The 23,302-nt window shown below is 71.6% G+C and carries 16 protein-coding genes; 11 read left to right on the top strand and 5 right to left on the bottom strand.

What is annotated here, in order from left to right; translation table 11 throughout:
• Window positions 1–87 precede the first annotated feature (87 nt).
• The gene (locus tag ACFY3V_RS17835) at window positions 88–2,073 is read right to left on the bottom strand and encodes a S9 family peptidase (protein WP_362900308.1); all 1,986 of its coding nucleotides are present in this window, start codon (window positions 2,071–2,073) and stop codon (window positions 88–90) included.
• Window positions 2,074–2,202: 129 nt separating this feature from the next.
• On the opposite strand from ACFY3V_RS17835, the gene ACFY3V_RS17830 reads away from it, so the two are divergent.
• Window positions 2,203–3,165: a ferrochelatase gene (locus ACFY3V_RS17830; protein ID WP_389774466.1), complete on the top strand. Its 963-nt coding sequence runs from the start codon at window positions 2,203–2,205 to the stop codon at window positions 3,163–3,165.
• A 137-nt stretch (window positions 3,166–3,302) separates the two neighbouring features.
• On the opposite strand, the gene ACFY3V_RS17825 is transcribed toward ACFY3V_RS17830, so the two are convergent.
• Window positions 3,303–4,658, bottom strand: a complete 1,356-nt coding sequence (locus tag ACFY3V_RS17825) for a lytic murein transglycosylase (protein WP_389774463.1) — start codon at window positions 4,656–4,658, stop codon at window positions 3,303–3,305.
• A gap of 126 nt (window positions 4,659–4,784) precedes the next feature.
• Between ACFY3V_RS17825 and ACFY3V_RS17820 the strand changes: the two genes are divergently transcribed.
• The 3 genes from ACFY3V_RS17820 (at window position 4,785) to sepH (ending at window position 9,899) form a co-directional block, all read left to right on the top strand.
• Window positions 4,785–5,981 carry an MFS transporter gene (locus ACFY3V_RS17820; RefSeq protein WP_350946637.1) on the top strand — a complete coding sequence of 399 codons (1,197 nt, stop codon included), beginning with the start codon at window positions 4,785–4,787 and terminating at the stop codon, window positions 5,979–5,981.
• A 133-nt stretch (window positions 5,982–6,114) separates the two neighbouring features.
• Window positions 6,115–7,428, top strand: coding sequence for a D-arabinono-1,4-lactone oxidase (locus ACFY3V_RS17815; protein WP_362900316.1), 1,314 nt, complete (start codon window positions 6,115–6,117; stop codon window positions 7,426–7,428).
• A gap of 593 nt (window positions 7,429–8,021) precedes the next feature.
• On the top strand, window positions 8,022–9,899 hold the full coding sequence (sepH, locus tag ACFY3V_RS17810) for a septation protein SepH (RefSeq protein ID WP_389774460.1): 1,878 nt from the start codon (window positions 8,022–8,024) through the stop codon (window positions 9,897–9,899).
• A gap of 252 nt (window positions 9,900–10,151) precedes the next feature.
• On the opposite strand, the gene ACFY3V_RS17805 is transcribed toward sepH, so the two are convergent.
• The 3 genes from ACFY3V_RS17805 to ACFY3V_RS17795 form a co-directional block, all read right to left on the bottom strand.
• Window positions 10,152–11,744: a PH domain-containing protein gene (locus tag ACFY3V_RS17805; RefSeq protein ID WP_389774452.1), complete on the bottom strand. Its 1,593-nt coding sequence runs from the start codon at window positions 11,742–11,744 to the stop codon at window positions 10,152–10,154.
• A gap of 38 nt (window positions 11,745–11,782) precedes the next feature.
• Entirely contained in the window at window positions 11,783–12,016 is a 234-nt protein-coding gene (locus ACFY3V_RS17800; RefSeq protein ID WP_389774449.1) for a hypothetical protein, read from the bottom strand.
• Between the two features lie 216 nt (window positions 12,017–12,232).
• Complete coding sequence (locus ACFY3V_RS17795) at window positions 12,233–12,832, bottom strand: PH domain-containing protein (protein WP_362900321.1); 600 nt, start codon at window positions 12,830–12,832, stop codon at window positions 12,233–12,235.
• Window positions 12,833–13,009: 177 nt separating this feature from the next.
• On the opposite strand from ACFY3V_RS17795, the gene ACFY3V_RS17790 reads away from it, so the two are divergent.
• From ACFY3V_RS17790 to ACFY3V_RS17760, 7 genes are all read left to right on the top strand, one after another.
• The gene (locus tag ACFY3V_RS17790; RefSeq protein ID WP_362900323.1) at window positions 13,010–13,996 is read left to right on the top strand and encodes an ATP-binding cassette domain-containing protein; all 987 of its coding nucleotides are present in this window, start codon (window positions 13,010–13,012) and stop codon (window positions 13,994–13,996) included.
• Window positions 13,993–14,802, top strand: a complete 810-nt coding sequence (locus tag ACFY3V_RS17785; RefSeq protein WP_350946631.1) for an ABC transporter permease — start codon at window positions 13,993–13,995, stop codon at window positions 14,800–14,802. The genes ACFY3V_RS17790 and ACFY3V_RS17785 overlap by 4 nt, the downstream gene beginning before the upstream one ends.
• 85 nt (window positions 14,803–14,887) lie before the next feature.
• Window positions 14,888–18,142 carry a DEAD/DEAH box helicase gene (locus tag ACFY3V_RS17780; protein ID WP_389774445.1) on the top strand — a complete coding sequence of 1,085 codons (3,255 nt, stop codon included), beginning with the start codon at window positions 14,888–14,890 and terminating at the stop codon, window positions 18,140–18,142.
• A gap of 1 nt (window position 18,143) precedes the next feature.
• Window positions 18,144–18,377, top strand: coding sequence for a hypothetical protein (locus ACFY3V_RS17775; RefSeq protein ID WP_362900328.1), 234 nt, complete (start codon window positions 18,144–18,146; stop codon window positions 18,375–18,377).
• Between the two features lie 210 nt (window positions 18,378–18,587).
• Window positions 18,588–19,142 (top strand): YbhB/YbcL family Raf kinase inhibitor-like protein, encoded by a 555-nt coding sequence (locus ACFY3V_RS17770; RefSeq protein WP_350946628.1) that lies wholly within the window; start codon window positions 18,588–18,590, stop codon window positions 19,140–19,142.
• Between the two features lie 183 nt (window positions 19,143–19,325).
• Complete coding sequence (locus ACFY3V_RS17765; RefSeq protein ID WP_389774441.1) at window positions 19,326–20,954, top strand: hypothetical protein; 1,629 nt, start codon at window positions 19,326–19,328, stop codon at window positions 20,952–20,954.
• A 72-nt stretch (window positions 20,955–21,026) separates the two neighbouring features.
• Window positions 21,027–23,276, top strand: coding sequence for a bifunctional SulP family inorganic anion transporter/carbonic anhydrase (locus tag ACFY3V_RS17760; protein ID WP_362900332.1), 2,250 nt, complete (start codon window positions 21,027–21,029; stop codon window positions 23,274–23,276).
• Window positions 23,277–23,302: the final 26 nt, after the last annotated feature.

Genomic DNA, 23,302 nt, shown 5'->3' with positions numbered 1-23,302 from the left:
GGTCCATCCTCGTCGTTTTCGGCACGGTGGGCGGTGATCGCCCGCCGTGCCGGGGTCACGACGGGTTCGCGACGAGCTCAGACGGGCTCACGACAGCGACTCCGGGCGCTTCCACTCGCGCCCGAGGACATGCTGATCGAGAAAGGCCAGAACCGTTTCATACCAGACGACCGCATTGCCCGGTTTGAGCACCCAGTGGTTCTCGTCGGGGAAGTACAGGAACTTCGACTCCACCTCCGAGCGCTGCAGGTCCCACCACAGGCGAAGCGCCTCCCCGATGGGGACCCGGTAGTCCTTGTCGCCGTGGATGACCAGCATCGGGGTGGAGATGTTCTCCAGTGACCGGTGCGGGGAGAGCTTCGCGTACAGGCCGGTGCCCGGGGAGCCGAACTCCCGCTGCCAGTACATGGACGCGTCGGTGGTCCCCGCGAACTGGTCGAGGTTCCACAGCGAGGCGTGGGTGACGATCGCCCTGAACCTGCCGGTGTGCCCGGCGACCCAGTTGGCCATGTAGCCGCCGAACGAGCCGCCCATCGCCGCGGTCCTGGTGGGATCGAGCTCGGGGAGTTCCAGGGCGGCGTCGGTGATCGCCATCAGGTCGGCGTGGGTGCGCGGCCCCCAGTCGGCCCAGCCGCGCCGGATCATGTCCGGCCCGTAGCCGGTGGACAGGCACGGATCGGGCAGCAGCACGGCGTACCCGTGCTGGGCCATGATCCACGGGTTCCAGCGCCAGGACCAGTCGTTCCAGCTGCCCAGCGGGCCACCGTGGATCCACAGCAGGAGCGGTGCGGGGTTCTTCGCGGAGGCCTCCTCGGGCACCACCAGCCAGGCCCTGATCTCCGCGCCGTCGTCGGCGGTCGCGGTGACCTCGGTGAGCGTGCCCGGCAGCTCCAGGTCGGGGACGGGAGAGGTCAGCTTCTCCACGGTCCCGTCCCGCGCCACCCTGACCGGGGCCGCGGGCGCGTCCACGGCCCCGCGCAGCGCGTAGACGGCGCCGTCGGGCGCGACGTTGAGCGAGCTGTAGGCGGCGTTGTCGAGGGTGAGCCGCTCCGGCGCGCTCCCGTCGGCCGGGACGCGGAAGATCGGACGGCGGCCGTGGTCGTCGGCGACCACGAACAGCGAGCGGGAGTCGGGCGCCCAGACCATGTCGGACGGCCAGAGCCCGCCGCCCGCAGAGTGGCCCTCCCCGGTGGCCAGGTCGACGATCCACAGGGTGCTCTCGGGGATCCGCTCGGTGTCGGCGTGGTTGTTCCGTACGCACGCGACCAGACGCCCGTCCGGAGAGATCCTCACCGGCCCGTCGAAGTCGTGGTCGTCGGCGGCGGCCAGGACCCGCCGGGCGCCGCCGTCGGCGGTGTCGATGGCGACCAGTTCGAAGCGGAGCTCGCCCTGCGGCATCGACACGCCCCAGGTCGTCACGACCGTGGAGCCGTCCGGCGCCACGTCGCAGGCGCTGTGGCTCGACAGTGCCTTGCCCGGCTGCGGGGTGAGGTCCCTCACCTCGGTCAGCCGCTCGCCGTCGCCCAGGGTGCCGGCGAACAGCCGAGGCTCTCCGGGGCCGAGGTCGTGATCCCAGTAGCGCACCGGGTAGCTCTCGTGCAGGATCGCGCTGATTCCCGCGTCCTTACGTGTCTTGCGCCGCTCGGCCTCGCCCGCCTCGTCACCGGGGAGCACGTCGGAGCAGAAGACCACGGTCCCGCCGCCGATCGCGAACCCGGCGACGCCTCCTGGCCTGGAGGCGATCTGGCGGGCCTCTCCTCCCGTCGCGGGCAGCAGCCAGAGGGCGGGAACCTCCTCGTCCGCCTCCTTCACGGTCGGGTCGGGACGGCGCGAGGCGAAGAGCAGGTCGCCCTCCGGCGTGAACTCGGCCCCGGTCTCGCCCTTGACGGATCTGGTCAGCCGGTACGGCCGGCGGCCGTCGAGAGGGATCTCCCACAGGGAGGTCCCGTAGGATCTTCCGTCGGGATTAAGCGCCTGCACCACGCTGACCAGGCGTACTCCATCGGGGGATAGCCGCAGGGATGTCACCCGCGGCACGCCGACATAATCGCGGATGTCGTTAAATGGGGTCACGGTTTCGAACTTACCTCGGCGATCGTCTCCGAACACGCCTCCGAACACGCATCCACAAACCTTGTTGATAACGAAGTCCTCAAGGTGACCATGCAAGAGGACACCCCGGCATGCGGTTTGATAAATGCCATGGGGAATTACGACGCGCTTCTCGTCGTCTCGTTCGGGGGGCCGGAGAAACCAGATGACGTCATGCCGTTCCTGGAGAACGTGGTCAGGGGCCGGGGGATCCCGCGCGAGCGGCTGCTGGAGGTCGAGGCGCACTACCAGCGCTTCGGCGGCGCCAGCCCGATCAACCAGCAGTGCCGTGACCTGATCGCGGCCGTGGAGCCGACGATCGACCTCCCGGTCTACTGGGGCAACCGCAACTGGCATCCCTACCTGGAGGACACGCTTCGCCAGATGGCCTCGGACGGGGTGCGCAGGGCCGCGGCCTTCGTCACCGCCGCCTACAGCTCGTACTCGGCCTGCCGTCAGTACATCGACGACATCGCGCTCGCCAGGGCCGCGGTCGAGGGTGCCCCGGAGGTCGTCAAACTCCGGCACTACTTCGACCATCCCGGGTTCGTCGCGGCGATGGCCGACCACACCCGTGAGGCCCTGGACCGGCTGCCCGCCGAGCTCAGGGATCGCGCGCGGCTGGTCTTCACCGCCCACAGCATCCCGACCTCGATGGCCGCGACGGCCGGTCCCGGCGGCGGCGCGTACGAGGCGCAGCTGCGCCGGGCCGCGGAGCTGGTCACCGCCGAGGTGGGCGGCGGCAGGCAGTGGGACCTGGTCTGGCAGAGCCGGAGCGGCGCCCCGCACATCCCGTGGCTGGAACCCGACGTCTGCGACCATCTGCTCGCGGTCGACGCCCCCGCGGTCGTGCTGGTGCCGATCGGCTTCGTCTCCGACCACATGGAGGTCGTCTACGACCTCGACGTCGAGGCCGCCGAGACCGCGAAAAAGATCGGCCTGCCGCTGGTCAGGGCCACCACGGCCGGGACCCACCCGCGCTTCGTCTCGATGGTCGGAGAGCTGCTCGCCGAGCCGGAGCCCGTGGCGTGCGCGGCCACCTGCTGCCCGGCCCCGCCACGCCGCCGCGGGTAGCCACGAGGGCGCGGGCCGATCACGGAACGGCCGCCAAACCCCGAAGATCACCGGTGCGGGCGTCCACGGGACGGCCGGTGATCACGGGCGTGGACGTCCCCGGGGCCGCGGCCGGTCCCGGGTGCCTCGCCGGGGCCTCAGGGGTAGGCAGCGGCGTAGCCGCGGGAGATGCCCATGACCTTGGCGACGTACGACCAGGAGTGGTTGTAGAACCAGATGGCCTTCTCCAGCTTCTTGCCGCCCTTGCCCGCCCCGTTGGCGCACAGGTAGTTGGCCGCGCCGGGGACCGCGTCGTACGGGTTCCAGATGTCGGCGACGCCGTCGCCGTCTCCGTCCACGCCGTAGGCCTTCCAGGTGGCGGGCATGAACTGCATCGGTCCCAGCGCGCCCGCGGAGGAGGGGCCGTTGTTTCGCCCGTGTGAGCTCTCCACCTGGCCGATCGCGGCCAGGACCGTCCAGGAGAGCCCCGGGCAGACCTCGGCCGCCTTGCGGTAGAGCTCCAGGTAGCTACCTGGCCTGCCGACCGTGACCTGCCGCACCTTGCCGGTTCCCGCCGTCTTGGCGCCGGCGGTCTTCGCGGCGGGCTCGCGGACGCTCTTCCTGGCACCGCCGACGGCGACCACCTGGGAACCCGGGCTCAGCAGCCTGCCCACCCGTGTCCTGAGGACGGTGGAGGCCTTCTCGGGGCCGTGCACGAGCAGCGCCACGCCGGGCAGCAGCCCCAGCCTGCGGCCGGTCTCCTCCCCGACGATGCCGTCCACGCCGGGCAGGCCGAACGAGGCGGAGGCCGCGGCCCGCAGCCGGGGACCGCCGTCCACCTGGTACTCCGAGCCGAGGACCAGGCCGAGGCGGCGCGCCGCCGAGTTGTCGGCGACGAGCTCCCCCTTGGCGAGGGCGTCCCAGATCCTCTGCTGGTCGGCGATGTTTTTGGGTGCCCAGGTGCGGAAGCGGGCGGGGTCGACGGCGATGAGGTTGAGCCCGACCCCGGACACCTTGACCGCCCCGCCGTCGAAGGAGTCGATCTTCTGGACGTGCTTGAGCCGGGAGATGTCCTCCTTGGTCTGCTCGGTCAGCGTCGAGGGGGAGATGACCAGCAGCCGGGGCGGGGTGAGGGTGAGATCGGAGGCGCCCGTCGCGCCCGGCTCGGGGGCGGAGCCCTGTCCGCCTCCTGTCCCCTGGGAGACGGGGTCGCGCGGGGCCTGGCCGTCCCCCACGGGAACGGCCGGGGTCGTCGGGTCGGGTTCCGCCGGGACCACCTGGGCCGTCGGGTCGGGGTCCGCCGGGCTCACCGGGACCGCGGGAGGGCTCGCCACCGGCGCGATCGCCGCCAGGTCGCGAACGCGGGACTCCACCACGGCGCCTCCCGCGGAGGTGGCGGGAGCGGCGGGGCGACCGGCGTTGATCATCGCGAGGGCGACGCCGCCGAGGGCGAGGAGGGCGGTGATCGCGACCACTACTGGGACAAACAGCCGCAACCCGGGAAGACGTGACACCGCGCTCACGTTAGCTCCAACGGACCGCTCCGTGAGCCGTTGACGGAAAAAATCACTTGCCGACCGGCGGTTCCGTGCGAAATCGTCGGCATGTTCCACGCGTGAAGATCAGCAAGGGGATTATCGGTGGTCGGGCCGTACAGAGGGTTGTTCAGCATGCCCGGCGCCAAGGGGTTCGTCGTCGCCGGGTTCTTCGGGCGGATGCCCATGTCGATGCTCGGCATCGGCATCGTGCTGCTCATCAAAGAACTCACCGGCTCCTACGCGACGGCGGGCGCGGTCGCGGCCACCGTCAGCGTCTCCTTCGCCGTCGCGGCCCCGCTGTCGGGACGCCTGGTGGACAGGTTCGGCCAGGCCAGAATAGTCATCCCGTTCACGCTCGCGCACGGCGCCACGCTGACCGCGATGATGCTCTGCGCCGAGTACGGTGCTCCCCTCTGGACGCTCTTCGCCACCGGCGTCATGGTCGGCGCGACCGCGCTGTCACTCGGCTCGCTCGTGCGCGCCCGCTGGTCGCACCTGCTGGCCGGGTCGGGGAGGCTGCACACGGCGTTCTCCTTCGAGTCGGTCGCCGACGAGATCATCTTCGTCGCGGGCCCGGCGCTGGTCACCGCCCTGGCCACCATGATCAACCCGTATGCGGGCCTGGTCGTGGCTCTGACCTGCACGGTCGTGGGCACCATCGCCTTCGCCCTGCAGCGCGGCACGGAGCCGCCCGTTCGCCGCAGGGAGGCGCGCTCCGGCACCCCGATCACCATTCCCGGCGTGGCCCTGATGTCGTGCGCCTTCCTGGCGATGGGTGCGGTGTTCGGCTCGGTCGACCTGATCACGGTCGCGTTCGCCGAGGAGCGGGGTTCCCGGGCCGCGGCCGGACTGCTGCTCGCCTCGTTCGCCGGCGGGAGCCTCGTCTCCGGCCTCTGGTACGGCGCGCGGCAGTGGAGCATCCCGCTGAGCAGCAGGTTCGTTCGCTCGCTCGCGGCGTTCGCGGCCGGTATCACCCCGGTCATGCTCATCGGCGACATCAGGGTCATGGCGGGCGCGCTGTTCCTGGCCGGTCTGGCCATCTCCCCGACCGTCATCACCGGCTACAGCCTGACCGAGCAACTGGTCCCGGCCGCCCTGCTCACCGAGGGCATGGCGTGGATCTCGACGTCGGTCGGGTTCGGCGTGGCGATCGGCGCCTGGGCGGGGGGCAGGCTCACCGACACGTTCGGAGCCTCCAACGCCTACGGGTTCTCCTTCGCCTGCGCCCTGCTCGCCGTCGCGGTCGGCGTCGGCGGCTCCGCCTGGCTGCGAACCCCTGTCGCACAGCAGCAATCGTGAGTATCGTTCATATTCGCTGGAGAAGCACGCGAACACGAACCGGCGGCCCACCTGAGCGTGGGCGGGACTCCCCCGCGAACGGGGCGTCGGCGCCCCCGGCAGGCGGGATGCCGCCCGCCGGGCAGGAGTGAACATGGGCGAGACCTTCCGCAACTGGGCCCGCAACCAGGCCGCCACCCCCGCGGAGGTCCGGGCGCCCTCCTCCGCCGAGGAGGTCTCGCGGGCCGTGCGGGAGGCGGCCGCGGCGGGCCGCCGGGTGCGCATGACCGGCAGCGGCCACTCGTTCACCGCGGTGGCGCTCACCGACGGCCTCCTGCTGCGGCCCGGCGCGCTGACCGGGATCCGCGAGACCGGGGACGGCTGGGTGACGGCCGAGGCCGGGACGACGATCGGCGCACTCAACCGGGAGTTGCACCGGATGGGCCTCGCCCTGGCCAACATGGGCGACATCGACGCCCAGACCGTGGCCGGGGCGATCCAGACCGGCACCCACGGCACCGGCAGGGACGTCGGCGGACTCGCCGACCAGGTGCTGGCGCTGGAGATGGTGCTCGCCGACGGCGAGATCGTCACGGTTCGCGGCGACGGCGAGGGGAGGATCCGGGGGGTGGCCGAGCGGGACCTGTTCGACGCCGCCAGGGTGGGCCTGGGCGCGCTCGGCGTGGTGACCGCGGTGACCTTCCGGGTCGAGCCGGCCTTCCTGCTGCGCAGCGTGCGGGAGCCGATGGCGCTGACCTCGATCCTCGACTCCCTGGACACGCTCGTCACCGGCAACGAGCATCTCGACTTCTTCTGGCTGCCGCACACCGACACCTGCCTGACCAAGCGCAACAACCGCAGCCCCGGACCGGCCAGGCCGCCGAGCGCGCTGAAGTACTGGCTCGACAACCACCTCATGGAGAACACCCTGTTCGGCGCGGTGTGCGGCGTCGGCGGACGCTACCCGCGCGCCATCCCCCGGCTCAACGCGCTCTCGGCCGCGACGCTCTCGGCCTCGTCCTGCGTCGACGCCTCACACAAGATCTTCACGAGCGTGCGGGAGGTGCGCTTTCTGGAGATGGAGTACGCCGTCGCGCGCGAGCACCTCGGCCAGGCCCTCCACGAGGTTCGCGACCTGCTGGAACGGCGAGACTGGAAGATCAGCTTTCCCGTCGAGGTGCGGGTCACCCCGGCCTCGGACGCCTGGCTGTCCACCGCCTACGGCAGGGACTCGGCCTATATCGCCTGCCACGTCTACCGGCCGACGCCGAACCCCGCCTACTTCGAGGGCGTCGAGGAGATCATGATCGGGCTCGGCGGCCGCCCGCACTGGGGCAAGCTGCACACCCGTGACGCGTCCTACCTGGCCGGGGTCTATCCCCGATTCGGTGACTTCCTCGCGGTACGGGACGCCCTCGACCCGGGGCGCGTCTTTTCCAACGACCATCTCGACACCGTGCTGGGGTGACCTTCCCCGGACCTCTGGTGACCGTACGGCCGTCGGCCGGGCACCGTTCCCCCCAATCGGCCGCTTCTCTCCGGCTTTCGGTAAAGGATGTCGCAAAGGCTCGCTCGAAGAGTGACGCGTCCGCGTGTCCCGTCGTTCCCCCGAGGCGTACGAGGGGCAGATTCGCAGACGCCCGCGCCGCTCGACCCCGAGGGAGTCCGCCGGAGATGACCTTCTCCCGCCGTCCATGTCAGCCGCCGCCGCGTCCCGTCGTCACGGAGCGCGACGACCGGCTCCCGCACAACACCGCGATCGCGGCATATCCCACCCGAACCGGCGGACCGGCCTCACCGCCATCTCCCGGTTCTTGGTGGAAGTCCGCAGCGGTTCCCGGAGTTATCCGTGAGAATCCCCTGAGGGCCCGGAAGTCGCTGCTCCAGACCGGTGCCCTGTAATAGATGAATGGAGCAAATGTGACCGGCGTCACATCGCTGCGAGCCCCATCCAGGAAGGCGATGTTCGGACATGCCGGGTACGGTGCTGGCAGGCAACCGGCACACGCGAGAGACTCAAGGGTCCGGGGGAAGATTGAGCACGACGACGAAGGGACTCGCATGCAGGAGCTCCGACTCGTCGCGGTGAGTGAGGACGGGACCTATCTCGTGCTGGCGACAGCCGGCCGGGGTACCCGGTTCACGCTGCCCGTCGACGACCGGCTCCGTGCTGCCGTCCGCGGCAACTTCTCCCGTCTCGGCCAGTACGAGATCGAAGTGGAGAGTCCGTTGCGCCCCAAGGAGATCCAGGCCCGGATCCGTGCCGGCGAGACCGCGGAGGAGATCGCCAACACGGCGGGCATCCCGGTCGAGCGCGTGCGGTGGTTCGAGGGCCCCGTGCTCCAGGAACGTGAGTACATGGCACAGCAGGCGCAGCGCTGCGCCGTACGCCTGCCGGGCGACTCCGCTCCAGGTCCCACCCTCGGCGACCTGGTCGCCGAGCGGCTGACCCGCCGAGGCGTTCCCGCCGACGAGATCGAATGGGATTCGGCCAAGCGGGACGACAACATGTGGCGCATCAAGCTCGGATTCGTGTGGAACGGTCACACGCGCAACGCCGAGTGGCTCTTCGACCCGCGCCGGCGTCACATAACGCCCCACGACGACGAGGCGCTGCGGCTGTCCAGCGGCGAGGACGTCGAGCCGTTCGAGGACACCACGGTCACACCGTTCGTCCCGCGCGTGGCCAAGCTCGCTCCGGTGCCGTCGCTGGCGCCGGAGCCGCTGAACCAGCCTCCGGTGGCCTTCCCCTCGGTTCTGCGGCACGAGACCCCGGCCCAGCCCCGGCCCGCCTACGCGCAGGCCGACCCCGCAGTGTCTTCGGCGTCCCCGGCGTCCCCGACACCTCAGCCGCCTCAGGCATCCCCCTCGCCCGCGGCCCCTGCCCTGCCCTCTGCGCCCTCTGCGTCTCCGGCGTCCCCGGCCGCCTACCAGCAGCCGCCCATGCCCCCGCTCCCCGCCGGATACGAGGCTCCAAGGGTGACGGTGCCGCCGCTACGCGCCCCCGACCCCGCCGGATACCAGCAGGAAAGGGCGCCGGAGCCCGTGGCCCAGGACTCCGGTCCCGTCACGCGGGTCAAGCCTCCCGAGCCCGTGCTGCCCGAACCTCCCGCCGCGTACCCGGCTCCGTACGAGCCGGTCGCGCCGGCTTCGTACGAGCCGCTGTCCGCTCCGGAGCCCTCGGCACCCGCCGTCACCTCGCAGCCCTCCGTGACGGCGTCCGAGCCGTCCACGGCGACCACGCCGGAGCAGGCGACCGCCGCACGCGGATCCGCCGCCGCGCGGGGAGACCTCCTTCCCCAGGGGCCCGAGGAGGCGATCCCGGGGCAGGACGGTACGGCCGAGCCCGCCGCGATGAGGGCCGCCGAGACCGAGCGTGCTCCCGAGACGACGAAGGAGTCGCAGGTCACGCCGCCTCCCGAGGCGGCGAAGGCTCCGGAGGCCACGAAGGCCGAAGAGCCCGAGGAGGTCGCGAAGGCTCCGGAGGCCCCCGAGAGCACCGAGAGCGCGAACCCCTCGCCCTCCGCCGCGCCGGAACCGGCCGTGACCGCTCCGGCCGCCGCCCTGTCCGACCCCGCCGACCAGCGTTCCCCCGCGACCGGCAGGGCCACCGAGCAGGTCCCCTCGGAAGCGGAGAAGGAGACCCCCGCCTCCGAACCCGTTCCCGAGACCGGAACGGCCCAGGAGGGTTCGATAGCCGTACCCGCGGCGCGCGTCAGCGTGGACAAGCGGGCCAAGACCGCGCCTGGCAAGCAGGAGACACAGGGGGACACGGGGGCGATGCAGGAGACCAAGGCCGACAAGCCCGCCGCGGAGAAGCCCGCGGAGCCGCCGAAGCCCGCACCGGCTCCGGCCCGGCCCGCCAAGAAGTCCAGGGGGCGGCGCGCGTCCGTGCCCACCTGGGACGAGATCATGTTCGGCGCCCGCCGCCAGGACTGAACCGCACCGCACCGAGGCGGGGGTGACCGGGGTTCCCGGTCACCCCCGCCTCGTCGTCGCAGGCCCTGGACCCGAGGGGCCGTCCACCTCGGCGACGACCCGGGACGCCGGATGCGTGCGGCCGCCCCCACGACCTCGGCGACGGTCGTGGACACGAGGGGGTGAGAGGTCCCCGAGAGGCGGGCCTTCCGGGTTTCGGCGCCGCGAGACCCCGGCCCGCCGCAAGAACGAGAAGGCCTCGGAAAGGCCCCCTCAGGGCGAGAGCCGCCCGCCGGACGGGGAGGGCTCCGGGCTGCCGGAGGTCCCCGGAGTCGCGGGCGCGTGCGGGACGAGGAACGGGGCGAGCCAGGCGGGGGTGACCTCGGCGGCGAAGGCCGGTCCCTCCGCCTCGCCGACGTCGACGGCCGGGTAGCCACCGGTGCCCGCCCCCACGCCCGCGATCACGGTCAGCAGACCGGCGCGACGCTGGAACCAGGTCTGCCTCAGGGTCCAGCCGACCACGGCCCGCTGCTCCACCACCGCCTGGGAACGCCGCAGCGACCCCGACCGGACCGACAGACGGCTCCCGTCGTACGTGTGCCCGAGGGAGCGGTAGCGATCGAGACCGAGCGGGACGCCCAGCAGCGCGAGAAGCAGGGCCGGCACCGCGAGCGCCCACCAGAACCCGGACCACGTCCAGGCGGCCGTCACCGCACACGCGGCGATCACCAGCCACGGGAAGATCGCCCTGAACAGCCTGCGCCTGCGCGCCGCCGGCGGGTGTGGCCGCAGCCCCGAGGCGATCGGGCCGATCGCCTCGCCCACCACCTCGAGCACGGTGTCCCTCGGGGCGACGGGCATCAGCTGGCCCCTGGTCTCCGAGTCGCCGAGACCGGTCACGATCGCCCACGCGCGGCCCAGCCCCGCCCAGCGCTCGGCAGGCCCCTCGACGAACTCGAATCCCCGCACCCTGCGCCGCTCCAGAGAGACGTTCCTGTGCGTGACCAGACCGCGCCCGGCGATCAGGTATCCCTCGGCGGCGCGGAGGGTGAAGTTCCAGTTGAACACCGCGTACATGATCGCGGCGATCACCGGCATCGCCAGGAACAGCAGGATCAGGGCCGCGACGAGCAGGAGCGGATGCCCCCAGAGCCACTCCCCGAAGTCCAGCACGACCCGTCTGTCGACTCTGAGCTCGCTGCCCCACTGGAACGCCGCGCCCACGGCACCGGCCACCAGCGCGAAGGGGGTGAGCAGGTAGGCGCCGGAGAGAGGGCCGTACACGAGCCACTTCCTCGGCATCACGAAGAACACCCGCTCGGGGGTCGTGTCGCCCACCTCGTGGCGGGTGGAGGATCCGGCCGGCTCCTCCCGCACCCCGGCGGACACACCGGATGGATCGGGCGCACCTGCCGCGAGCTCATCGGAGCCGGCACCGGCCGCCGACGCCGCTCCACGCGCCTGGACGCGTCTCGCCGTCCGGGCACGGGCGTGCCAGAGCAGCACGGCCTTGAGTCGCTCCCCCTCCTCGACGGTGACCCCGTCGAGTTCGCCCTCCTGCTTCTCGTCGCCGCTCGCGCCGGTGTCGATCCTGAGAACGGCGATGCCGAGCAGACGGTGCAGCGGCGGGGCGCTGACGTCGACGCCACGGATCCGCTCCAGAGGGATCGTCCGCACCGACCTGCTGATCAGTGACCGGGTGAGCTCCAGCCGGTCACCGACGATCTGGTAGGTGAAGGTGAGCCAGCGCGCGGCCGCGAACACGACGGAGCCGACGACCGCCGTCCCGGCCCACCCGAAGGATCCCGGGGAGAAGCCGCCGAGGAACAGCAGACCGGCGAGCGGCAGGAGCAGCGAGGGCAGCATCCGGATCGGATCGGTCAGCAGGACCTTCGGGCTGAGCCTCAGAGGTCTCTCCGTCGGCGGGACTCCCGGTCCTGCTCCCGGTCCGGCCATGTCACCGCCCGGCCCACGCGGGAAACCCGGGCCGCCGCCGGCCCGGCCGTGCGGGACACCGGGCCCGGCGCCACCCTGGAGGTGTGGGCCACCCGGCCCGGCGCCACCCTGGAGGTGTGGGCCAACCGGCCCGCCACCGTCTCGGCCAGGTGGGACGCCTGCCGCGCCACCGTCCTTGCCATCGCCCATGTCACCGTCGGGCACATGTGGATGCTCCGGTCCCGCACCGGTTCGGACGGGCGGCGAATGCGGCGCGTCCGGCCCGCCTCCGTCGGGCGCGACCCACGCGCCCGCCTCTGGACCGTCCGGCCCGGTCCGCGGACCGGATCCGGCCGGTGGGCGCTCGCCGGGCGTACGCCCTGCCGGTGGACGATCGGGGGAATCGGGGGAGGAGTCGGTCACGTCGCGTCGTCCCTGAGCTCCTCGGCGCGCCGGGCGAGGCCCTCGGCCAGCTCGGCGGCGACCCCGTACTCAAGACCCTTGATCGTGGACGAGCCCGCGTGCGAGGCGGTGCGGATCTCGACCGTGGCCAGCCCCAGCATGCGCTCGAACCAGCCCTGTGCCTTGTCGACCGTCTGGATCCTGCTGACGGGGACGAACACCCACTCCCTGCTGAGCCACCCGGAACGGGCGTAGACGACGTCCCCGCTGAGCTCCCAGCGGTGCACGGCGTACCGCCAGAACGGCTCGACGAGCGTGCCGGGGATCAGCAGCAACACCATCAGCCACGGCAGCCACCCGATGTTCTCGAGCACCCAGCCGGGTAGCCAGGGCCACCGATCGTCGGCGATCCACCCGGCCAGGGTGAAGGAGCCCACGACCAGAAGCACGGACCAGAACAGCCCGTCCAGCAGCCACAGAACGATGGCCTTGCGGGAGACCGGGTTGGCGGGGGCGCGAAGGGGAACACCCAGGCGGCGCCCACCCGGCGGATCGCCCGCCTCGGCCCTCTCGCTTCCCCCGAGGGTCGCGCTGTGCTCATCGACTCGGTCGCTCACGCTGTCAGCCTAAACGCTCCTGTCCCGAAGGGCGTTCCGGTCGTGTCACGGAAGGGGCTCCCGCGGACACCGGGGCGAAGGCGGGGCGATTCACCGCCTTCGCCCCGGCCGGAGGTCGAAGAAGTGTCGGTGGCACAGGGCATGCTGGAGATCCGTGACTACGGAGAGGCGTGAACGATGACCTACGCGATCCAGGCCGAGGGCCTGGTGAAGCATTACGGGAAGACCCGCGCGCTCGACGGGGTGGATCTCGTCGTACCGCAGGGACGTCTGCTGGGCGTGCTGGGCCCCAACGGGGCCGGCAAGACCACCGCGGTGCGCGTCCTGGCGACGTTGCTGCGTCCCGACGCGGGCACCGCCAGCGTCGGAGGCTACGACGTGACGCGCCAGGCCCACCAGGTGCGCTCGCTGATCGGCCTGACGGGGCAGTACGCCGCCGTCGACGAGATGCTCACCGGCGTCGAGAACCTGATGATGATCGGCCGCCTGCTGGGCCAGACGCGTGCCGAGTCCCGGGCGCGCGCCGGCGAGTTGTTGAAGCGTTTCGACCTGTCGGACGCAGGAGGACGTGCCACCAAGACCTACTCCGGCGGCATGCGCCGCCGCCTTGACCTCGCCGCCAGCCTGGTCGGCCGTCCTCAGGTGCTCTTCCTCGACGAGCCCACCACCGGGCTCGACCCGCGCAGCCGCACCGATCTGTGGAACGTGGTGCGCGGCCTGATGGCCGACGGCGTGACCGTGTTGCTCACCACCCAGTATTTGGAGGAGGCCGACCAGCTCGCCGACGACATCGTCGTCTTCGACCACGGCAAGGTCATCGCCTCCGGCACCTCCGACGAGCTCAAGGCGACCACCGGCGCCCAGGTCCTGGAGGTGCGCCCCATGCTCACCGAGCACCTCCAGCTCGTCGGCACGATCATGGCCGACGTGCTCGGTGAGATGCCCGACCTCGGCGGGGGCAAGGCCACCGCCGCCGTTCACGACCCCGCCGTCGTCCCCGCGATCGTGCGCCTCCTCGACGACCGGGGCGTCACCGCCTCGGAGCTCGCGCTGCGCAAGTCCAGCCTGGACGAGGTGTTCCTGTCCCTCACCGGCCACCTGCCGGACGAGGACGGTGCCCCCGACGGCGAGGACAGCCCGCGCAAGGAAGAGGCCTTCGCATGACCACGCTGACGACGACCATCCCGCAGGTGGCCGCCAAGCGCGTCACGCCCCTGGCCACGCTGCAGCAGACCATGACGCTCGCCTGGCGCAGTCTGGTCCAGATCAAGCACAACCCGTGGGAGCTGCTGGACCTGAGCATCCAGCCCATCATGTTCCTGCTGCTGTTCACCTACGTCTTCGGCGGCGCCATCTCCGGGTCCACCGGCGACTACCTGCAGTTCGCCCTGCCCGGCCTGCTCGTGCAGAACGCCCTGTTCTACACCCTGTCCACCGCCATCGGCCTCAACACCGACATCACCAAGGGGGTCTTCGACCGGCTGCGCAGCCTGCCCATCGCCCGCACCGCGCCGCTGTCGGGGCGCATCATCGCCGACACCGTCAAGCAGATGTGGGCGTTCGCCCTGCTGATCGGTTTCGGCATGGTGCTGGGTTTCCGGGTGACCACCAGTGTCTTCGGCCTGCTGGGTGCCCTCGCCCTGCTGGTCGTGGTCGCCCTGGCCATGTCCTGGATGTCGGTGCTGATCGGCCTGAAGGCCTCCAGTCCCGAGAAGGTGCAGATGATCGCCTTCTCCACGATGATGCCGCTCACCTTCACTAGCAGCGCGCTGGTGCCCTCCGCCACCTTCCCGTCCTGGCTGAAGACCTGGTCGGACATCAATCCCGTCACGCACCTGGCGGACGCCATCCGCGGTCTTCTCATCGGTGGCGACATCGGCCAGGCCACCCTCTTCTCGCTGCTCTGGGCCGCGGGTTTCGCCCTGGTCTTCGCGCCTCTGGCGATCCGCGCGTTCCGCAGCCACGTCTAATCTGTCGGCAGGCCGGACTCGCGGGGGTGTTCGCGTCCGCCACATGGTGACGAACCGGAATCAGCAGAACCAGGGGTGTGGTCAGGTGCTCGTGGTCCATGGCGCGTGGGTGAACGGGCTCGTGGGTGTCTGGGCCGAGGACACCGCCCAGACCTCGACGTCCGTTTCCCGCGCCGCTCTTCGCCCGCATCCCTTCGCGGCGTCCACGGCCGCGTTGGCCGCGGCCCTGAGCGGAATCGGCGGAATTCCAGGTGATCATTACGGAGAGGCGCTAAATGCCACTCTGAGCAAGGTTTCGGACGCCCCCCTTCCCCGAGGTGCCGACGGGGCCCGCGGGGGCGGGACGGCGCCTCAGGGGGCCGTCCCGGGCATCTCGGGCATCCCCGCCGTCGCGGGCGTCCCCGCCGCCGCACACCTCCCAGGCGTCACGGGCACCGGGACCGTCACGGTCCTGACCAACACCACGGCCGTCGAAGGGGAACTCGTCGTCCTGCTTCCCGGTTCGGCCTCGGGCCCTCTGCCCTCTCCCGAGTCCGGCCTCGCGAGCCGGGCGCGGAGACCCAGGATCTCTGCCTGGCGGGTGCCCGCCCTGCTCTTCCATCCGGCCGATGCGCTCCGTCTGCTCGGCTCGCTGCCGGATCCGGGCCCCACCCCTTCCGATCTCGTCTCCGGGAGCGGACGCGGCGCGGAGGACCCCACGTGGGAGCCCGTGTGGGAGCCCGCCCTCTCCCTGCGCTACCTCGCCGTGGTCGCCGAGCACGCTCGCGGCCTGGTCAGGCGCGGCCGGATTCTGCCTCAGCTCGCCTTCGAGGGGGACGTCCACGCGGCCCGCTGGCGCCCGGTGCTGACCGGCGCCGACCTGGCCGCGCTGCCCGGCCTCGCCGACGCGATGCCACCGGTGTGCAGGGCCGTGGCCCACGAGAGACCTCCGAGGGAGGTGCTGGCCGAGGCACTGGACGCCCTGGTCGACGGCGCGGCGCGGCTGTCGCTGCCCGGCCGGCTCATCCTCGGCAACCGTCCCGGCCCCAAGACCGCCCTGGCCGATCGCTGGCTGTACGCACTGACCGCCGAGGACGCCTCACTCCCCGGTGCGAGGCCGGACGAGGTGGCGGCGCTCGGCAAGGCCCTGACCGGCTGGTTCGACGCGGCACACGAGCTGGGCGGGCCGGTCAGGGTCTGTTTCCGGCTGATCGAGCCCGCCGGCGACGGCGACTCCTGGAGGGTCGAGTTCGGCCTCGCACCGGCGGGCGACCCGGACGCCTACCTGCCGGTCGAGCGAATCCGCGCCGGCGAGCGGGCGCCGTGGCTGCCCGAGCGGCCCGAGGAGCTGATCCGCGCCGATCTCGGCCGGGCCGTGCGTCTCCATCCCGACCTCCACATCGCGCTGCGCGCACCCGAGCCGGTCACCCTCACGGTCGAGACGGCGTGGGCGTTCTCGTTCCTCCGCAACGGCGCGCCCATGCTCAGGGCCGCGGGATACGGCGTACGGCTGCCCTCCTGGGCAGGGCGCCAAGGGCTGGGCCTGAAGCTGACCACCCGCGCGCTCACCGGCGGCGAGGGCGAGGGGGCCGGGCTCGGCGGGCGGGTGAGCGTCCGACTGGACGTCGCCGTCGGCGACCATACGATCGGCGCGGAGGAGCTGGCCGAGCTGGCCGGGCTCCGCATCCCCCTGGTGCGGGTCGAGGACCGCTGGGTGGAGCTGGACGACCAGCAGGTCAAGGCGGCTCTGAAGGTGATCGAGGAGCGTGGCGGCGGCGAGAGGACCGTCGGCGAGGTGATCCGCGAGGTCGTGGAGGGCGGCGACGAGAGGCTGCCGCTGATCGCGGTCGACGCCGACGGCCTTCTGGGCGATCTTCTCTCCGGCGAGGCCGACCGCCGCCTCACCCCGGTGCCCACGCCACGGGCGCTGCGCGGGTCTCTCCGCCCCTACCAGGAGCGCGGCCTGTCCTGGCTGAGCTTCCTCTCCGGGCTCGGCCTGGGGGGAATCCTCGCCGACGACATGGGGCTCGGCAAGACCGTCTCCACCCTCTCGCTCCTGCTCTCCGAGCGCGAGAGCGGTACGCCCGCCCCGACGCTGCTGATCTGCCCGATGTCGCTGCTCGGCAACTGGCAGAAGGAGGCGTCCAGATTCGCCCCCTCGCTGCGTGTCCACGTCCACCACGGCGGCGCGCGCAGGCGCGACGAGGAGCTCGCCGCCGCCGTGCGGGAGGCCGACCTGGTCGTCACCACGTACGGCACCGCGCTGCGGGACCTGGGGGCGCTCGCGGGCCTGGGCTGGGAGCGGGTGGTCTGCGACGAGGCGCAGGCGATCAAGAACAGCTCGGCGCGGCAGTCCAGGGCGGTGCGCTCCATCCCGGCCCGCACCCGGCTCGCGCTGACCGGCACGCCGGTGGAGAACCATCTGGCGGAGCTCTGGTCGATCATGGAATTCTGCAACCCGGGCCTGCTCGGCCCGGCCAGGCGCTTCAGGACCCGTTACCAGGAGCCGATCGAGACGCGGCGTGACCCCGACGCCACCGCGGCGCTGAAGCGGGCCACAGGCCCGTTCGTGCTGCGGCGTCTCAAGACCGACCGGTCGATCATCTCCGACCTGCCGGACAAGCAGGAGATGAAGGTCTGGTGCACGCTCACCCCCGAGCAGGCCGAGCTGTACAGGGCGGTGACCGGCGAGATGCTGGACAGGATCGACGCCTCCAGGGGCATCGAGCGGCGGGGCAACGTGCTCGCGACCATGACGAAGCTCAAACAGGTCTGCAACCATCCCGCCCAGTTGCTCAAGGACGGTTCACGGCTGGCGGGCCGGTCGGGCAAGCTCGCCCGGCTGGAGGAGCTCGCCGAGGAGATCGTCCAGGAGGGCGACAAGGCCCTGGTCTTCACCCAGTACGCCGCGTTCGGCGCCATGCTGCAGCCCTATCTCGCCGCCCACCTGGACCGGCCGGTGCTGTGGCTGCACGGCGCACTGCCCAAGAACAGGCGCGAGGCGCTCGTCGAGCGCTTCCAGAACGACGACGAGCCGATGCTGTTCCTGCTATCGCTCAAGGCCGCCGGCACCGGCCTGAACCTCACCGCCGCCACCCACGTCGTCCACGTCGACCGCTGGTGGAACCCCGCCGTCGAAGACCAGGCCACCGACCGGGCCTTCCGGATCGGCCAGACCAGAAACGTCCAGGTCAGAAAGTTCATCTGCCTCGGCACCCTGGAAGAACGGATCGACGAGATGATCGAACGCAAGAAGGCCCTCGCCCAGAGCGTGGTCGGCGCCGGCGAGGACTGGATCACCGACCTGTCCACCGACCAGCTGCGCGAGTTGTTCCTGCTCGGTCCCGGGGCGGTGAGCTGACGTGAACGACTCCGGATCCGGCGACAGGCCGTTCGGCGAGCGGACCTTCGAGGAGCGGATCGGGGACTTCTACTCCCCCGCCGTCTCCCTGCACCGCCTGCGCCCCCGGCCCGACAGCACCGGAGCCCCCGCCGACCTGCTGCTGCGGGCACTTGAACCACCCGCGGTCAAGGTGCGGCACATCCCGTTGGTCGACCTGCTCAGGAAGCCCTACCGAGAGCTGGGCGGCGACTGAGGCCCTCAGGGCTCACCTCGGATCAGCGATGGGCCACCGGTGGGACGCCGACGAGTCACCGTGGCCCTCGAGCGGTCCGATGAAACTCGTTTTGGAAGTCACTCCAACCCCTTCCATCCCTCGATTTACCCTGATTTCCGGCTTTTTTCCCGCCGCCGAACCTCGCGATCCGGTCTGCGCATCTTCCAGACACGCGTAGCATCATCGGGCATGGGGCAGCCGAAAACGTCTACGCGCCGCCCGTGGCACACCCCGAGAGTGGCGGTGGCCACGGCGCTCGTCGTCATGTCCTCGGGCTGCGGCATGGCCTCCGCCGAACGGTTGCAACTGGAGCCGATCAGCGTCTCCAGTCCTCAGGTCAGAGACGGTGGCCCCCTGCCGTCCGACTACTCGTGCAAGGGTTCGGTCGGCAACCCGCCACTGCGCTGGTCGCGTGTGCCGGAGGGCACGAAGTCCGTCGCGATCGTGGTGGACAGCAACTCCCGGACGGGTGGCGAGGTGAACTGGGTCGTTTTCGACATCGATCCGCGCACCAACGAGTTACCAGAGGGTAGCGTTCCGGTGGGCGCCGTCGAAGGGAGCACGACGAACGGCAAGGTGGGCTATAGCCCTCCGTGCGACGCCCAGGAGAACTATCGTTTCACTGTCTACGCGCTCACCAGCAAGGTCGAGCTTCGTAAGGGAGCCCTCCTCGAGGAGACCTTGAAGAGCATCGCGGACAAGACGATCGCCTGGGGACGGCTCACCGCGGCGCACATCGAGTGACCGGCCAAACACCGGAGGTAGTAATGGTTACCAATTCTTCACTTAGGGTGTGACAACGCTCATAGTGGTCCGACACAATCAGATCCAATGTCCAAGCGCAGGTGATGCATGGGGGAAGGTCGCGTCGATGGCCGCGCGACCTCACCGGCGCCGCTGTAAGGCCATGGCCTTGAGGGTGGTGCAATGATCGCGGTCGTAGTAAGCCTGGTCGCCGTCGTGCTCCTCGTGCTCGTCGTCGTGGCACTGGGAATGCGGTCGATGAACCGCAGAGAGAGCGCCCTTCCCCCGGAGCGTCTGCGGGAGATGGCGGAGAAGGAGGCGCTGACCCAGACCATGTCCAGCGACGACTTCGCCACCAGAGAACCGAAGATGAACCACTTCACCCCCGACCTGACCCCGTTCGACGAGCCGAAGCCGCCGCGCCAGCCGCGGCCGCCGAGCTCTCGGGGCAAGCGAGGGATGAACGAGTTCGGCCAGGTGGACGACTACGACGACGACTACTGGACACGGCTCCAGGCCGACGAGGGTGGTTTCGGAGGATCCCTGGCGGCCCGGATGGGCGCGAGCCGTCCCGTCGAGCAGGAAGGCCAGAAGGTCGATGCCGACGCGGTGACCGTGCAGGCTCCGCTGCCGACCAGGCCCCAGCCGTCCCGCAACACCCCGCAGCGGCCCCCGGCCGCACCGGCCAGGCCCACCCCCGAGCCGGCCATCGCCTCCTCCTCCCTGCCCTCGGGTCTCTCCGACCTGGTCGCCCCGGTCCAGCCGAACCCGGCTCCGACGGCCGCCTCGCTCGCCGAGCAGAAGACCGTGACCTTCGCGGCTCCCACCCCCGGCGCCTTCGGCGAGTCCCGCTCCTCCCGGTCCGGTTCCCGTCGCGGCGGCAGCAGGGCGGCCTCCCAGCCGGCGGCCCAGTCCACCCCGGGCGGCGGCTCGCCCCGGCCCACCTCGGGCGGCGGCACATCCCGGTCCACCCCGGCCGGTGGCCCGTCCCGGCCCGACCCGCTGAACGACCCTCTCGGCGGCCCCTACTCCCGCCGTGGCGCGGGTTCCACGGCGAACGCGGCCTCCCGGCCCGGCGGCGCCGGTTCCCCGGCTTCCCCGGCAAACGGCACCCCCGGCGCCCGCTCCGGTCCCGCCGGTGGCCGTCCAGCCGGTGGCGGCGTCCCGACGCCTCCCCCGATGCCCCCGATGGGCCCCACGACCAGCGGCGGCTTCCCCGCCGCGACCGACCCGCTCGCCGCCTCCTACCGCAACCCGCCGCAGCCGCCCAAGCCCGTCGACAACGTGACGGACAACGCGTGGGCGCAGGCCACCAACCCCTCGTCGGGGGGCTGGCCGGCGGCCAACACCGCCGACATCCTCGACGACCCCGCCCCGTCCTACTCCTCGTACCAGACACCGGTGTACGGCGCTCCGCCCGCGGGCTCGTACGAGGTCAGCTCGGGCTGGGCCACCTTCGAGGACGACGCGGTCACCGGCCCGAGCCCGGCGGTCTCCACCTCCACCGGTCCTTCCAAGACCTTCTCCCCCACCCCTGAGCGTCCGGCCGACCCGCGGGGCGGGGCGGCGGGCGGATACGGCTACGAGCCCCGGCCCGCCACCCCGGCCAGCCCGGCCGCGTGGCCCGAGCCCGGCACCCCCAACGGGAGCGACGCGACGAGCTGGCCGAGCTACGGCGAGCTCTACGGCACGGCACCGGCCCCCGAGGCCGCGGCCTCGGGGGCCACCGGCACCGACGCACGAGGCCGGGCGAACTCGCGCGGCAACCACCACCGGGTCCAGGAGCCCGACTTCCCCGACTATTACCGCTGATTCTTTCCGTCCTCCGTAAAGGCCTCGGGTAAACACCCAGGTGTCGCGGGGCAGCACCGTAAGGTCTGCCCCATGGAGACGGACACGAAGAGCGACGGTGTTCTGACAAAGAGTGGCCTTGGCGCCGTACTGAGGCATGATCTGCCCGCCTCCCTGGTGGTCTTCCTGGTGGCCCTGCCCCTCTCACTGGGCATCGCGGTCGCCTCGGGAGCGCCACTGGCGGCGGGCCTCGTCGCCGGCGTGGTGGGCGGCGTGGTGGCGGGTTTCCTGGGCGGTTCCGTCGTGCAGGTGAGCGGGCCCGCGGCAGGGCTCTCCCTGGTGGTCGCCGATCTTGTGGTGACGTACGGCTGGCGGGCCACCTGCATGATCACTTTACTCGCGGGCGTTCTGCAACTACTGCTGGGTCTCTGCCGGGTCGCCCGTTCCGCGCTCGCGGTCTCCCCCGCCGTGGTCCACGGCATGCTGGCGGGGGTGGGGGTGGTGATCGCCCTCGCCCAGTTGCACGTGGTGCTCGGCGGGAGCCCGCAGCGCTCCGCGATCGAGAACCTGATCGAGCTGCCCCAGCAGATCATCCACAACCACACGCACGCCGTCTTCGTCGGCCTGCTCACCATCGCGGTCCTGATCGCCTGGACGCGCCTGCCGCAGCAGTTGCGGACCATCCCCGCGCCGCTGGCGGCCCTGCTCGCCTCCTCGGTGACCGCCTGGGCGCTCGGCTGGGAGGTCACCAGGATCGATCTGTCGGCCGGCCTGGACGCCTGGGCCGGACCCGTCTGGCCCAAGGGCGACTGGCACGGGATCATCGGGGCGGTGCTGCTCGTGGCCCTGCTGGCCGGGGTGGAGTCACTGCTCTGCTCGGTGGCGGTCGACAAACTGCACGACGGCAGGCGCTCCGACCTCGACAGGGAGCTCACCGGCCAGGGCGTGGCCAACATGGTGACCGGCGCGCTGGGCGGACTGCCCGTGGCCGGGGTCATCGTCCGCAGCACCACCAACGTCCGTGCCGGTGCCCGAAGCCGCTGGTCCACGATCATGCACGGGTTCTGGATCCTGTTGTTCGCAGTCGGGCTGGGATGGATGATCGCGCTGATCCCGATGGAGGCGCTGGCCGCGCTGCTGGTCTTCATCGGTGTGCAGATGGTCAACATGGGGCATCTGCGCAACCTGCGCGGCCACAGCGAGGTTCCGGTGTACGTCGTCACGATGGCCGGGGTGGTGTTGCTCGGCCTCGCCGAGGGCGTGCTGGTCGGTTTCGGCCTCGCCGCACTGTTCGCGTTGCGCCGCCTCACCCGGGTGACCGTGCGGGCGACGGCCGAGCCGGACGGCCGCTGGCACGTGGTGATCGGCGGCTCCCTCACCTTCCTGGGGGTGCCCACGCTCACCTCGGAGTTGCGTGCCATCCCCGCGGGGACCGCGGTCGACCTCGATCTGAACATCGACTTCATGGACAACGCGGCCTTCGAGGCCATTCACAACTGGCGGAACGAGCACGAGCGCGGCGGCGGGACCGTGGACATCGACGAGATCCATGACGAGTGGTACGCCATGGCGGCCAGCGGGGCCAGGGTGTTCCCGGCCAAGACCCCGCCGCGCGCCCCCGACCGGTGGTGGTTGCCCTGGTCGCACCGGCGTAACGGGCAGGGGACGGGCCGCGGGCCGCAGGCCGCCGCCCGGCAGGCGCCCCGCGGCGACAGTCCCGCCGTGCCCAATCTGCTCGCCGGGGCGCGGGAGTTCCACCGGCGTACGGCACCGCTGGTCCGCCCTCTTCTGCACGACATGGCCCGCGGGCAGGAGCCCTCGCATCTCTTCATCACCTGCGCCGACTCCCGCATCGTGCCGAACCTGATCACCGCCAGCGGCCCCGGCGACCTGTTCACCGTCCGCAACATCGGCAACCTGGTGCCCCGGCTGGGGTCGGTACCGGCGGACGACTCGGTGGCGGCGACGATCGAGTACGCGACGAACGCGCTCAACGTCCGCACCATCACGGTCTGCGGGCACTCGGGCTGCGGGGCGATGGCCACGATGCTCAGCGGCGGCGAGAAGGCGGCGGATCTGCCCGCGCTCGGCCGCTGGCTGCGCCACGGCAACCACACGCTGGCGCGGTTCATCGCGGGTGAGAGCGCCGGTGAGGACGACGGACCGCTGGACCGTCTCTGCCGGGTCAACGTGATCCAGCAGTTGGAGAACCTGCGGACCTACCCGCAGGTGGACCGGCTGTTCCGCGCCGGGCACCTGGAACTGGTCGGCCTGTACTTCGACATCGGCACCGCCCGGGTGCACCTGCTGGAGCACCCCCCGATCGCGAGCCGTCTGCTCTGAGCGGACGGCTTGCGCCGGGGGTGAAC

The organism is Streptosporangium sp. NPDC000095, assembly GCF_042899335.1.
Classification (GTDB): Bacteria; Actinomycetota; Actinomycetes; order Streptosporangiales; family Streptosporangiaceae; genus Streptosporangium.
The sequence above is the reverse complement of the archived record's forward strand: the minus strand, read 5'-3'. Positions and strand labels throughout refer to the sequence as shown.